Source organism: Frondihabitans sp. PhB161 (assembly GCF_003814635.1).
GTDB lineage: Bacteria > Actinomycetota > Actinomycetes > Actinomycetales > Microbacteriaceae > Frondihabitans.
In genome coordinates, this window is record NZ_RKQW01000001.1 from 1,054,733 (window position 1) to 1,067,161 (window position 12,429).

Annotated in this window: 15 protein-coding genes; 7 read left to right on the top strand and 8 right to left on the bottom strand. The window is 66.7% G+C overall.

Annotated elements, in window-relative coordinates; all coding sequences use genetic code 11:
• Window positions 1-332 precede the first annotated feature (332 nt).
• Complete coding sequence (gene sigK / locus EDF39_RS05140) at window positions 333-914, top strand: ECF RNA polymerase sigma factor SigK (RefSeq protein ID WP_199726142.1); 582 nt, start codon at window positions 333-335, stop codon at window positions 912-914.
• Window positions 915-959: 45 nt separating this feature from the next.
• Here the strand turns inward: sigK and EDF39_RS05145 are convergent, their stop codons facing one another.
• Entirely contained in the window at window positions 960-1,433 is a 474-nt protein-coding gene (locus EDF39_RS05145) for a DUF1772 domain-containing protein (RefSeq protein WP_123941034.1), read from the bottom strand.
• On the bottom strand, window positions 1,430-1,855 hold the full coding sequence (locus tag EDF39_RS05150) for an ester cyclase (protein WP_123941036.1): 426 nt from the start codon (window positions 1,853-1,855) through the stop codon (window positions 1,430-1,432). The genes EDF39_RS05145 and EDF39_RS05150 overlap by 4 nt, the downstream gene beginning before the upstream one ends.
• Before the next feature lie 112 nt (window positions 1,856-1,967).
• On the opposite strand from EDF39_RS05150, the gene EDF39_RS05155 reads away from it, so the two are divergent.
• Window positions 1,968-2,600, top strand: coding sequence for a TetR/AcrR family transcriptional regulator (locus tag EDF39_RS05155; RefSeq protein WP_123941038.1), 633 nt, complete (start codon window positions 1,968-1,970; stop codon window positions 2,598-2,600).
• Window positions 2,601-2,656: 56 nt separating this feature from the next.
• On the opposite strand, the gene EDF39_RS05160 is transcribed toward EDF39_RS05155, so the two are convergent.
• The gene (locus EDF39_RS05160; protein ID WP_123941040.1) at window positions 2,657-3,148 is read right to left on the bottom strand and encodes a MarR family winged helix-turn-helix transcriptional regulator; all 492 of its coding nucleotides are present in this window, start codon (window positions 3,146-3,148) and stop codon (window positions 2,657-2,659) included.
• Between the two features lie 91 nt (window positions 3,149-3,239).
• Here EDF39_RS05160 and EDF39_RS05165 point away from each other — a divergent pair, with 91 nt between their 5' ends.
• Window positions 3,240-4,169, top strand: a complete 930-nt coding sequence (locus EDF39_RS05165; protein WP_123941042.1) for an NADP-dependent oxidoreductase — start codon at window positions 3,240-3,242, stop codon at window positions 4,167-4,169.
• A 140-nt stretch (window positions 4,170-4,309) separates the two neighbouring features.
• Here the strand turns inward: EDF39_RS05165 and EDF39_RS05170 are convergent, their stop codons facing one another.
• Window positions 4,310-4,852, bottom strand: coding sequence for a TetR/AcrR family transcriptional regulator (locus tag EDF39_RS05170; RefSeq protein ID WP_123941044.1), 543 nt, complete (start codon window positions 4,850-4,852; stop codon window positions 4,310-4,312).
• 47 nt (window positions 4,853-4,899) lie between these two features.
• Here EDF39_RS05170 and EDF39_RS05175 point away from each other — a divergent pair, with 47 nt between their 5' ends.
• On the top strand, window positions 4,900-5,487 hold the full coding sequence (locus EDF39_RS05175) for an SDR family oxidoreductase (protein WP_123941046.1): 588 nt from the start codon (window positions 4,900-4,902) through the stop codon (window positions 5,485-5,487).
• A gap of 67 nt (window positions 5,488-5,554) precedes the next feature.
• On the opposite strand, the gene EDF39_RS05180 is transcribed toward EDF39_RS05175, so the two are convergent.
• On the bottom strand, window positions 5,555-6,121 hold the full coding sequence (locus EDF39_RS05180; protein WP_123941048.1) for an XRE family transcriptional regulator: 567 nt from the start codon (window positions 6,119-6,121) through the stop codon (window positions 5,555-5,557).
• A gap of 45 nt (window positions 6,122-6,166) precedes the next feature.
• Between EDF39_RS05180 and EDF39_RS05185 the strand changes: the two genes are divergently transcribed.
• The gene (locus EDF39_RS05185; protein WP_123941050.1) at window positions 6,167-6,706 is read left to right on the top strand and encodes a GNAT family N-acetyltransferase; all 540 of its coding nucleotides are present in this window, start codon (window positions 6,167-6,169) and stop codon (window positions 6,704-6,706) included.
• A 69-nt stretch (window positions 6,707-6,775) separates the two neighbouring features.
• On the opposite strand, the gene EDF39_RS05190 is transcribed toward EDF39_RS05185, so the two are convergent.
• Together EDF39_RS05190 and EDF39_RS05195 are read right to left on the bottom strand one after the other, a co-directional pair.
• Complete coding sequence (locus EDF39_RS05190) at window positions 6,776-7,438, bottom strand: NUDIX domain-containing protein (protein WP_199726144.1); 663 nt, start codon at window positions 7,436-7,438, stop codon at window positions 6,776-6,778.
• 79 nt (window positions 7,439-7,517) lie between these two features.
• Window positions 7,518-8,480, bottom strand: a complete 963-nt coding sequence (locus tag EDF39_RS05195; protein WP_123941052.1) for a GAF domain-containing protein — start codon at window positions 8,478-8,480, stop codon at window positions 7,518-7,520.
• Window positions 8,481-8,737: 257 nt separating this feature from the next.
• Between EDF39_RS05195 and EDF39_RS05200 the strand changes: the two genes are divergently transcribed.
• A complete protein-coding gene (locus EDF39_RS05200) occupies window positions 8,738-9,145 on the top strand; it encodes a hypothetical protein (RefSeq protein ID WP_123941054.1) in 408 nt (135 codons plus the stop codon).
• 209 nt (window positions 9,146-9,354) lie between these two features.
• Window positions 9,355-11,235 carry an arabinofuranosidase catalytic domain-containing protein gene (locus tag EDF39_RS05205; protein ID WP_123941055.1) on the top strand — a complete coding sequence of 627 codons (1,881 nt, stop codon included), beginning with the start codon at window positions 9,355-9,357 and terminating at the stop codon, window positions 11,233-11,235.
• Window positions 11,236-11,332: 97 nt separating this feature from the next.
• On the opposite strand, the gene EDF39_RS05210 is transcribed toward EDF39_RS05205, so the two are convergent.
• Complete coding sequence (locus EDF39_RS05210) at window positions 11,333-12,388, bottom strand: LacI family DNA-binding transcriptional regulator (RefSeq protein ID WP_123941056.1); 1,056 nt, start codon at window positions 12,386-12,388, stop codon at window positions 11,333-11,335.
• Window positions 12,389-12,429: the final 41 nt, after the last annotated feature.

The window sequence follows — 12,429 nt, forward strand, 5'->3', positions numbered from 1 at the left end:
TTGCAGTCCTCTGGAAGCTCTCGCCACACCCTGGCAGCAGCGTATTTGGGGTACATGCCTGTACCCCGCCGGGCCGAGATGTCGACCAAGAAGGTTCATGGGGGTCTTCATGACGCCCAGATACGACTATGAGGCATCATTTTGCCGGTCACATTTCGGTCTCGCAGGACGGAGATCCCCGTAAAACCGGGGCAGTCCGTCGCCTCGCCCCCTCTTCTGGGGTCAACGAGGTCGGCACGCCCGTTTCTAGGCTGATCGTTATGGGGATCTTCCCCAGTGCGATGTCCTCTCGTGGCCCTAACCATCCTGCGGAGGACGAATGGCGGGAACCAATGACTTTTCTAGCGGCCTCGATCGATTCGCTTGGATCCAGCGATGATGATCTTCTTGTCCGGATAGCCGGTGGGGATCGCCGTGCTTTCGCGGATCTCTATGACCGGACGGCGCCTCGGATCCTCGGTCTCGTCACTCAGTGCCTTCGCGACCCGGCACAGTCGGAGGAGGTGACGCAGGAGGTCTATCTCGAGCTGTGGCAGAACGCCGCAAAGTTCGAGGCCTCGAAGGGCAACGCGCGGTCGTGGATGATGACGATCGCCCGCCGACGAGCGATCGATCGTGTGCGCGCATCGCAGTCGTCGCGGGACAGACACATGCGCGTCGGCATCAGGGATCAGGAGGCGGCTTACGACGTCGTCTCGGAAACCGTCGACATTCGCTTCGCGAACGACGAGGTCCGCGCTGCGATGTGTCACCTTTCGGCCGTCCAGCGCGAGGCGATCGAACTCGCCTACTTCGACACTCTGACCCAGGCCCAGATCGCCGACCGGCTCGGCGTGAAGATCGCCACGATCAAGACGCGCCTCCGAAACGGGCTCATCGCCCTCCGCACGGAGCTGGCCGTCGCAGCAGCCTGATGACTCCTTCTGGCAAACCGGGCGGAGGGCTTAGTCGTGTGGCGTTCACAGGACGATGAGGGTGAGGCCGAGTGCGAGCAGTGCCACGCCCTGTAGGGCAGCACGGAGCACGATGATCCGATCCCAGCCCGCCTGCAGTGCGCGAGCGTTGGCGGGTGTCGCGCCTCGGTCTGCCGCCTCGGTCAACGCGCGGTTGATCGGTGCGCTGACGCGCGTGTAGAGCACGAGCCAGACGACGAGCAGCACGAGTGCCGTGCCTGCCAACGCTGCAGTCGCGGCATGTCCCGTGAGCGCTGCCAGCACAGCAGCAGCCAAGGATCCGACGAGGCCCACGACCCCGGGGACAGGCATCCGTTGGTCACCAAAACGGTGCACATTGCCCATGACGGTGGTGAGTGCTGCGTCGTCGACGCGGGCGAGTGCGGGGCGCTGCACCAGGGCGCAGAACGCGTCCGTGCCCCAGACGAGCCCGACGCCGAGGATGGCCAGGAGTGCCGCAACCTGCGTGAGGGCGATCATGCTGTCGCCGCCTCAGAGCCGCCGAGCTGGGGGAGGACGCCGACCTGTTGAAAGACCTCCATGAGGTTGAGTTCGTCCCAGTGCTCGACGAGGAGGCCGTTCTGAACGCGCCAGATGTCGATGCTCCGCATCTCGACGGCGGCTCCGGTGGCCGGAATGCCCAGCAGGTCGCCGGTGTGAGTACCTCGATAGACGAACCGACCGACGACGCGGTCGCCCGAGATGATGACGTCTTCCATCGTCACGACGACATCGGGGAGGCCCGCCAAGAAGTTCGACCAGAAGGCTCGGTTCGCCTCGCGGCCATCGTCGACGACGACATTGTGGTTGACGTAGTCGTCGGCGATGAATGCGTCGACCAGGTCGGCGTCGTGGGTGTTCAGCATTTCGAGGTACGTCTCGACGAGTGCGCGTGATTCCATCTGACCTGCTCCTTCATTAGGGCTAGCGTTGCTAACTGTTAGCGACGCTAGCCCTTGGGGCGACGACGTGTCAAGACTGGTGCTCGCATTGCTAGCGGCGCTACAGTCGACTATGACAATCGAAGAGCGACGAGCCCGCGACCGGTCGGCCCGACGTCGCCTGATCACGACGACGGCCCGCTCGATCGCCGAAAGCGAAGGCTGGGAGGCCGTCACGACGAGGCGCCTGTCGACCGAGATTGAATACAGCCAGCCGGTCATCTACAAGCACTTCGCCTCGCTTGACGACATCGCCGATGCCGTCGCCCTCGAGGGCTTCGAGGAGCTCGCCGCGGCCCTCCATGAGGCGCGCGTCACTGCCGCCTCGGGCGATGCGCTGTCAGCCGTGGCCCATCGCTACGCCGCCTTTGCGACCGATGCGCCCGCCGTCTACGACGCGATGTTCAGCCGAACCACCCGCCTGCGCTTCGGAAGCGGTTCGGCCTCGTCGCTGTCGTCGTCGTCGTCGCCGTCGTCTGCCTTCGCCGAGTTGAGGGCGGCGGTGGAACCTCACGCCGGCGATGCCGATGTCGAAATGCTGACCGAGGTGCTCTGGGCGAGCCTGCACGGCCTCGTGGAGCTACAGCGAGGCGCCCGATTACGGCCGGATCACCGGGAGGCCCGGATCCTTCTGTTGGTGAACAGGATCGTTCCGAATCGGCTTCTCGCGGAGCTTGGTTCGGGAGGCGGCTCTCTAAAAAGCTAATTGACTCTGGAGTCAAGCGTGACTCTCGGGCGCTAGTTCGTGTGCTGGTTCTGGTGCTATTTCGAACTCCGCCGAGCCGCCGAGCGGGGCGGGTTCGTGCGGAGTTGCTCGCTGATGCGACCGAGGATGCGGGCGAGATCTCTCGCGTCGTCGTCGCTGATCGGAGCGAACAGCAGGTCGTGCACGGTGCCGATGTGCCCGGGGAACACCGCTGCGAGCACGCTTCGTCCCGCCGCGGTGATCGCGACGACGGTGCTGCGCTCGTCGTCCGGCGAGGGTGATCGCGTCACGAGCCCGCGCTGCTCGAGGAGCTGCGCCTGGTAGGTCAGCCCGCTTCGGCTGTACACGACCCCGTCGGCGAGGTCGGTCATGCGCTGACGGCCGTCGGCGGTGTCGCCGAGCCTCGCCAGGAGCTGGAACTGCACATAGCTCAGCCCGCCGACGTCACGGAGCTGCTTCTCGACGGTCGGTCGCAGCAGTGCGCCCACCTCGGTGAATGCCAGATAGGCGCTGAGCTGAGTCGGGGTGAGGGTGGGCGAATCCGGCATGTGTCCATCGTAGCTGTTGCTTCAAGTTCGAAGCAGTGGTAGCTTTCCAGTAATCGCTTCGAATTCGAAGCAATTGATGAAAGGATCCATCATGAAGGCAGTGCAGTACCGCGAAGTCGGCGGACCCGAGGTTCTCCGCTACAGCGACATCGAGCAGCCCGCTCCCGGCTCCGGCGAGATCCGGTTGCGCGTCGCGGCATCCGCCTACAGCGCAGCCGACAACGGCATGCGCGCCGGGTTCCTGCCGATCCCGATTGAACTCCCGCACGTGCCGGGCTACGACGTCTCCGGTACGGTCGATGCTCTCGGGGAGGGTGTCACGGGCGTGGCCATCGGTGACCCGATGATCTCATTCCTGCCGATGGAACGCGACGGCGGCGCTGCAGAGTACGTCGTCGCCCCCGCCGACGCGGTCGTGCCGGCGCCCACGAGTATCCCTCTGGCCGATGCCGCCGCACTACCGTCGGTCGCGCTGACGGCGTGGCAGGCGCTCTTCGACGAGGGGCGGCTCGAGGCGGGTCAGCGGGTGCTCATCGTCGGCGCCGGCGGTGTGGTCGGCAAATACGCCATCCAGCTCGCAAAGCGTGCCGGCGTGCACGTCATCGCGACCGCCAGCCCGCGCAGTGCAGCGGCTGTGCAGGCCGCCGGTGCCGATCAGGTGATCGACCACACCGAGACCGGCGTTCTCCAGGCTGTCGAGGGGCAGGTCGACGTTTTGTTGAATCTCGCTCCCCTCGAGGCGGACGATTTTGCCGCCGCCGTGGCGCTGGTCCGAGACGGCGGAGCGGTCGTGAGCACGACCGCGTTTATGGCGACGCCCGGTGACGACTCCCGAGGGGTACGGGCCGCGACAGTGTTCGTGCTTCCGAATCGACAGCGCCTCACTGAGCTCGTGTCCCTCGTCGATTCGGGGGCGCTCACGCTCGAGGTCACTCGCCGGATCCCGCTGACCGAGCTGCAGTCGCTGCACGCCGAGGGTGCGGCCGGGCGAGTTTCGGGCAAGGTCATCGTCCTGCCGTAGTGATGGTCTCGGTCCTTGCGAGCTTGTCGCGGATCTTGGCGGGGAGGCGGCTCTCTAGAAAGCTAATTGACTCTGGGGTCAATGACGACTTCCGAGAGGTGCCCTATCGTGCGCCTGATGCGACTCGGCGGGGCTGCATCTCAGCCCCGCCCCAGCTGCAGCGCGGGAAGCACGACATCGTCGATGACGGCGACGAAGAAGTCGCGCTGCGCCGGTCTGTCTGCGGCGGTCAGGTAGTGGGTACTCATCGCCGGGATCACGTCGGAGACGATCGGCACGCGCGCGGCCATCTCGGCGGAGATCTCTCCCCGGTCGATCGCGCGGGTAAGCAGGCGGCGGTAGATCTCGCCGTACGGCTCGGTCACCTCCGCCCGGACGGCCCCGGCGATGCGCTCCGAAGCTCGCGCCGCCGAGGTGAGGCCAGAGAACAGGGCGAGGCGCCGATCGGGCCCGCCGAGCCAGGGGGAGTCGACGACGGCGAGCAGGTCAGAACGCAAGGATCCCAAGTCGGGTAGCCGTTCGATCTCGGGAGGGGGCCCGATGGAGTGGATCGCCGCGAGAACGAGGTCGTCTTTCGTCGCCCACCGGCGGTACAGCGTCGTCTTGGCCTTGCCCGTGCGTGCGGCGACGTCATCCAGGGTGACTCGGTCGTAGGCCCGCTCGGCCAGGAGGTCGAGGGTCACCTCGAGAATCAGCGCGTCGCGCGAACGATCGAAGGGGCGGCCGACCTGTGTGGTGTCAGGGCGGCGCCATCGCCGTTCGATGCGACGTGACCGACCAGAAGCAGGTGGCGGCGTTGGTGCAGGTCGCCCTGGATGCGTTCGGTCGCGTCGACGTTCTCGTCAACAACGCCGGTCAAGGGCTGCAGGCGACGACGGAGCAGATCTCGCTCGACGATTTCCGCGGGGTGCTCGAACTGAATCTGGTGGCACCCCTCGCCCTGATGCAAGCGGTGCTTCCGGCGATGCGCCGACAGGGGGCCGGCCGCATCGTCAACGTCAGCTCGGGGACGACCTTCGCGGATGTTCCCGGCACGGGCGGCTACGTCGCATCGAAGATCGCTCTCGAGCGGCTCTCGGCGATCGCTCGGAATGAACTCGAGGGAACGGGCGTGACCGTCTCGACGATGATCCCGTTCGCCACGAATACCGAGTTCCTCAGCTCGATTCGAGCCGGCCGAGCCGATGCCGAGGCGATGACCTCCGGTGCGACGTTCGATGCGCCCGAGCAGGTCGCCGACGCGATCCTGGAGTTGATCGTGACGGGCGAGGCCCGCCGGGATCTCGTGCCGGTCGCTTACGGAGGCACCCGCCCTTAGGGGCACCCCGGCTCACCCGGGCTCTCCCTCCCCCCGCGCGGGAGCGGCGAGCGGGGAGCGACTAGACCTACGCGCGCGACGTCTTGGCGAGCGCGACGAGGTACCGGCAGTCGCTCGAGCCCGAGTTCGAGAAAGTGCAGTCGGCGGCCTCGCCGAGTTGCAGGCAGTCACCCGCCTCGAGTGTGTGGTGGTCGGCGCCCTCGGTGAAGTCGAGAGTGCCGGCCGTGACCCAGATCTGTTGGTCGATGAAGCGGAACGCGTCTGCGGGGTAGTGCACCGATGCGCCCGGCGGAAGCGAGACGTCGACCAACTCCAGGGCCGCGGCCGTGCCGGGTGACAGAGCTCGCCGCGAGTAGCCCGTCTCGGGGTCTCTCCAGACCTGTTGATCGACCGCCCGGAGCAGGCGTGACCCCTCGCTTTCGGCGCGCACGATGAGCTCGGAGAGGGTGAGGCCGAGGCCTGCGGAGAGGCGGGCGAGCAGGGCCGCAGTCGGCTGGACGTCACTGCGTTCGATGCGGGCGATCATGGCCCGAGAGACCCCGGAGCGCTCTGCGAGGCTGACCAAAGAGAGGTTCTGCTCCGCCCGGGCCACCCGGACGGTGCGGGCAAGGGCGTCGGTGAGATCGTCGACCATCGTGTCTCCTGTTCTTATGGTACCGCTTTTGGCTACTATATGGCCATGACAGCCTCACGCCTGATTCGACCGGCCCTCGCGTCGGATGCCGACGCCTGCGCCGCCATCTACGCGCCGTATGTGCGGGCCACCGCGATCACCTTCGAGACCGAACCCCCGTCCGCTGACGACATGGCGCGTCGAATCGCCGCGGCGCAGGAGCGGCACACGTGGCTCGTCCTCGAAGAAGACGGAGTCGTGATCGGCTACGCCTACGCGGGCCCCTTCATGTCTCGCGCTGCGTACCAGTGGAGTTGTGAGGTGAGCGTGTACCTCGACAGCGACCGGCGCAGCTCGGGGGGCGGTAGCGCCCTGTATGCGGCGCTGCTTCCCGCCCTGCAGGAGCGCGGGTTCCGGCGCGTCATCGCCGGCGTGACGCAGCCCAACCCGGCCAGCGCCCGACTCCACGATCGCTTCGGCTTCGAGCCGGTGGGCACTCATGCCAACATCGGCTGGAAGCTCGACAGTTGGCACGACGTGACCTGGTCGCAACTCGACCTGCCGCACGGTGATGACGTGAGGGCGGCGCCCCTGCCGCTGCGCTGACCGCCTTCCGGTCGCACCGGGTCGGATCCTGGTGTCGCGCCTCACCGTCGACGTGCCCTGGCGCGCTCCCTAGCGGCGGATGACGTTCTGGAGCGCCGCCCACTGGAGCAGCATGATCGTCTTGCCATCGAGGATCCTGCCGTCCGCGATCATCTCGAGTGCGTCATCGAACGGGAGCTCGACGATCTCGATGTCTTCGCCCTCGGCCGCGACGCCGCCACCCGCGCTGGTCCGGTCGCCGGGGGAGTACGTCGCGGCGTAGAAGTGGACGCGTTCGGTCACCGATCCCGGGCTCATGTACGCATCGAAGACGTGGGTCAACTCGCCGATCTCAACCCCGAGCTCTTCGCTCGCTTCGCGCCGGATGGCGGTCTCGGGGTCGTCGTCGTCGACCAGACCTGCGGCGGTCTCGAGGAGCATGCCGTCGGGGTGGTCGTTGACGTAGGCGGGAAACCGGAACTGCCTGGTCAGGAGGACGGTCTGCCTCGCGGGGTCGTAGAGCAGGATCGTCGCGCCGTTGCCCCGGTCGTAGGTCTCGCGCTGTTGGGTCGACCATTCGCCGTCCTGCCCGCGGATGTCGAAGGTCGTGCGGCGGAGTACGTGCCAGCCGTCAGAGGTGACCTCGACGTCACGGACCACGACATCCGGGTTCCGATCGAGATCACGACCGGTTTGATCCAGGCCGGTTCGGCCTCGGGAGTCGGGAAGGGAGACGCCTCGGGAATCGATCACGCCTCGACCGTATCGGACCCGGTCGCGAGACCGAATGCAGGCGCCAGACGATGGTGCAGGGTGTCGCAGAGCCGGGGCGCTAGTGCCGGCGGTGCCGACCGGTCGCCGGAGCGGTGAGGGCGCTGTCGAGTTGTGTCGTGAGGATGCCGGCGAGATCCTCGAGCGTGCGGATGTCGTCGGGGGTCCACTGTCGGGGCCGGTGATCGATGGCACAGAGGGCGCCGACCGCGTGGCCGTCGGCGGTGATGAGGGGGATGCCCGCGTAGGCGATCCAGTCGCTCTCCGAGACGGACGGGCTGGAGGCGACGAGGGGGTGCGTGCTGGTGTCGTCGATGATGAGGGGTTGCCGGGAGGTGATCGCGTACTGGCAGTAGGAGTACTCCAGCGGCGCACTGCCGGCGGCCGACCAGGGGGGAGTGAGGCCGACGTGGCTGGCGTAGACCTGCCGGTCGTTCTCGATGAACGTGACGAGAGAAACCGGGGTGCGCAACTGATCGGAAGTGAGTTTCGTGAACTCATCGAAGTCGACGGCTCCCGAGCTGTCTCGGAGAGCGCGAACGGCGGCAAGCCGATCGACGTCGTTCAGCAGTGAGACAGGAGCTTGGTCCAACCCGCCGGGAAGACCGAGATGGGTGGCGACCGCTCGTCGCAGGGCGTCTTCGGCGAGGGGCCCGGAGAGCACGTGGGTGGCGCCCGCCCTCTCCGCGGCGAGCCGTTTCTCGGGGGTGTTCGCGATCACCACGACGGGGGTGTCGGCGGTGGTGGGAAGGGAGAACAGCCGTCCGACGAGGGCGAGCCCGAACTCGTGCGTCATCGAGTTGCCGAGGATCACCAGGTCGGGTTCCGCGCGGAGGATCGCAGTGGTGGCCTCGAAAGGGCCCTCCCCGATCAACAACTCGAACCCGTGGGGCAGGAGGGCCTGCATGGCTTCGCGACGAGTGCTCGGATCGCTGTCGACCAGAAACACCCTGGCGGCGGGGGCCTCGGTGCTCAGCGCCTCGGCGGTGGGTGCGGAGGCGACGGTGGCGGCAGTGGTGGGCATGGAAGCTCTCCTCGGACGGCTCGCGTGACAGTGCCGAGTCGCGCCCACGAGGATCCCCGTGGTTGCGAACGAGGCACCCTGAAGCTTTAGCCTCGCAATATCGTGGCTCGATGGTTACACCCAGTGCGGGGGCCGTCGTCGCCCCTGCAAGCACGAAAGATTCCGCTCGCACTCAGCGGCAGGCACAAAGATGGCCGGTAGTACATGGTGTGCAGCCCTCCGCGGGCCGCACGGAAAGCCGGACGAAGGAGACCCCTATGGCGAAGACCACGAAGCTCGAGAAGTCTGCCGAGAAGGCCTACGACAAGGCGAAGGAGGCGGTCAAGGACGCCCGCGATCTCGCCAAGAAGGTGGCGAAGAAGAAGCGCCCGCCCGTCGACGACCTCAAGAAGGATCTGAAGAAGGCGAAGGCCGACCTCGCGACGACCCCGGCCAAGTCGGCCGCGCCGAAGTCGACGGCATCCATGTCGGCGGCGCCGAAGTCGGATGAGGACAAGGCGGGCGCCCTCTACACGCCCCCGTTGCCACACAGCGCCGAGTCGGACGACCTTCACGCCCAGACCATGATCAGCCTGCGCACGACCGCGAAGGCCAAGGGTCTGACGGGTATCTCGCGGCTCAACAAGGCCGGCCTGATCGAGCGGCTTGAGCGCTCCGGCAGCTGACCCTCGGGCTGTAGATCGGCGAAGTCGTGCAAATCGGCCAGCGTCACAGCGCCGCGGCGCGTGAGGTTGGCCGATTCGCGTGAGGTCGCAAGCCCTCTTCCGTGAGGGGGGCCTCTCGGCTATGCTGGCTGTGATTTATCGATAAAGCGCCTTTGAGGCGTTTGTCACAGGTCACCATCCAGCAGAGACGCTTGAGAGGATCCGCCCCTATGTCAACCCGATCACCACGCCTACGCACCTCGAGACCACCACGGCTGGCGGCCATCGTCGGTGCGGCGGCCATCATCCTGGGCTCGCTCGTCGCGGGCACCGCGGCCGCACCGAAAGCCGAGGCCGCAACGACGGCCTCCTGTGACATCTATGCCAGCGGCAATACCCCCTGTGTCGCCGCCTACAGCACGACTCGTGCCCTCTTTGGGGCGTACAACGGCCGGCTCTACCAAGTGAAGCGCGCGTCCGATGGCGCCACGACCGACATCGCCACCACCGCGGCGGGTGGCTACGCCAATGCCGCCGCCCAGGATTCGTTCTGCTCGGGGACGACCTGCACCATTCCGGCGATCTACGACCAGACCTCCCGGCACAACGATCTCTCGGTGGCGCCCGCCGGTGATGCCGGCCCGGCCAATCACGCCGCCTCGGCGACCGCCCTGCCCGTGACCGTTGCCGGACACCAGGCGTACGGCCTGTACATGCCCCCGCAGGTCGCCTATCGCCGAGCGAGCACCATCACGACGGGCACGGCACGGGGCGCTTCCCCCGAGTCGATGTACGAGGTGGCGAGTGGCACCAACAGCAACAACGGCTGCTGCTCCGACTTCGGGAACGTCGAGACGGAAGAGAAAGACACCGGGCAGGGGCACATGGACGCCCTGAACCTGTCGACCCTGAACGGTCCCGGTAGCACGGGCAAAGGGCCGTGGGTGCAAGCGGATCTGGAGAACGGCGTCTTCCAGGGCGGTACGGCCACGTACACCCCCAACGCCGGCAACGGCAGCAAGTTCGTGACGGCAATCCTGAAGAACAACGGAACGAACACCTTCGCCTTGAAGGGCGGCAACTCGCAGTCGGGTTCGTTGTCGACGTGGTACGAAGGCGCAGAACCGGCTGGCGACTACACGCCGATGAAGCTCGAAGGCTCCATCGTCCTCGGTGCGGGCGGCGACAACTCCAACCGCGGAACACAGTCCTTCTACGAAGGGGTGATGACCAGCGGATACGCGTCGACGGCAACGGACAACGCCGTCCAGCAGAACATCGTCGCGCAGAACTACCAGGCTGTGACCACAGGCGGCGGGCCCGGATCGCAGATCGTCGGCCCGGGCGGCAAGTGCGTCGATGTCGCCGGAGACGACACGGGTGGCAACCTCGCGGTTGTCCAGCTCTACGACTGCCAGACGCTCGCCGCCGACCAGCACTGGTCCGGTTCGGCATACGGCAATGGCACCCTCGGCACCCTGGGCCGCTGCCTTGACGCCGACGGCAACGCCACCGCGAATGGCACCAAGCTCGAGCTCTACGACTGCAACGGCTCGGGCGGACAGCAGTGGCGTGTACAGGGAGACGGCTCGATCAAGAATCCCCAGTCGGGACGATGCCTCGACGATCCCTCCGGCAACACCGCCAACGGTACAGCCCTGCAGCTCTACGACTGCAATGGCGCCGCTCCGCAGAAGTTCACGGTGGCCGTGCCCATCATCGGCAACGGCGGAAAATGCGTCGATGTCGCAGGTGACGACCTTCAGCAGAACGGCAGCCAGGTGCAGCTGTTCGACTGCCTGACCATCGAGACTGCGCAGCCGGCCGCCCAGGATCAGCAGTGGACGGTCACGGCATCCGACCACACCATTCGCAGCCTCGGACGATGCTTGGACGCGAACGGCAACGCAACGGCCAACGGGACGCACGTCGAGTTGTACCAGTGCAATGGCGTCGGCGGGCAGCAGTGGATTCCCCAGGCGAACGGATCGATCCTCAACCCGCAGTCCGGTCGCTGCCTCGATGACCCGTCGGGCAACACGGCCAACCAGACAGCGCTTCAGCTGTACGACTGCAACGGCAACCAGGCTCAGGTGTTCGCCATCAACTGAGCGCGCATCGCCTGCACGTGTGCCCGTGGCCGCTCGGCTGCGGGCACACGCGTATGAGCGGCCCCCTCGGGCCATGTGTGGCGGGGGACGGCCTGGCCTAGAGCTCTCTCGGCGTCTCGGTCGCCGAGCAGCCGCACGACTCTCGAGCAATGAACTGCACGTCGAAGTCTCGCCTGGTCCAGCCGGGCACGCCGTCGACGATCTGGAGAAGTCGCTCCGTGGCGTCCCGGGCCATCTCCTCCACCGGAACCCTCACCGTGCTGATTCCCGGGCTGACGACTCGGGCCAGGCCGAAGTCGTCGAAACCCACAACCGACATCTCGGTCGGCACGGCGATATCGAGCCGAGTCAGTGCGGTGATGGCGCCGAATGCCATGTCGTCATTGGCGAAGACCATCCCGTCGTAATCGGCGAGACGGGAGCCGAGTTCGTCGACGACGGTCGCCCCACCCTGCTCGGTGAGGTCGGACTCGACGATGAGGGAGTCTTCGTCGACTCCCGCCTCGCGGACGGCGTCCGCGAATCCGAGGCTGCGATCGAGTCCGGTCTGGTGGTCACGCGGGCCGGCGACATGGATCAGACGCTTCCGGCCGTGGACCTCGAGGAGGTGCCTGGTGGCGAGAGCTGACGCAGCACGGTCGTCGATCCCCACCGTCACCGGCTCGTCGAGGTACGGAAAATTACCGATGAGGACGACCGGAACACCTCCCTGTGAGAGGCGCTGAACCGTGGAATCGGTCATCGCCGCGCTCGTGACGACGGCACCGTCGACCATGTTGCCCCGAAGCACGCGTTCGTAGGCGGCGAGCCCATGGGCCTCGTCGGCGTTGGTGGCGAGGAGGGTCTGCACGTCGCGTCGGTTGCAGGCTTCGGTGACACCCTGCAGGACGTGCGTGAAGTAGGAGTGGCCGAACACGTGCGTGGCCGTGAGAGGAACGATGAGCGCGATGGTGTTCGTCTTCTGATTGCGCAGCGCCCTCGCGGCCGACGATCCGACGTACCCCAACTCGGTCGCTGCCTGCCGGATCGCGATCTTCTTCTCGGCGCTGATGCGCCCGTTGTCGAGCAACGCCATCGACACGGCGGCGGGAGTCACGCCGACCTTCTGGGCGACGTCTTTGAGGGTCACCCTTCGCCCGTTCGTGGAGGCCATGAGATCCCTTCTGCTTGATCGATTGACCAGTCGGCCCCAAC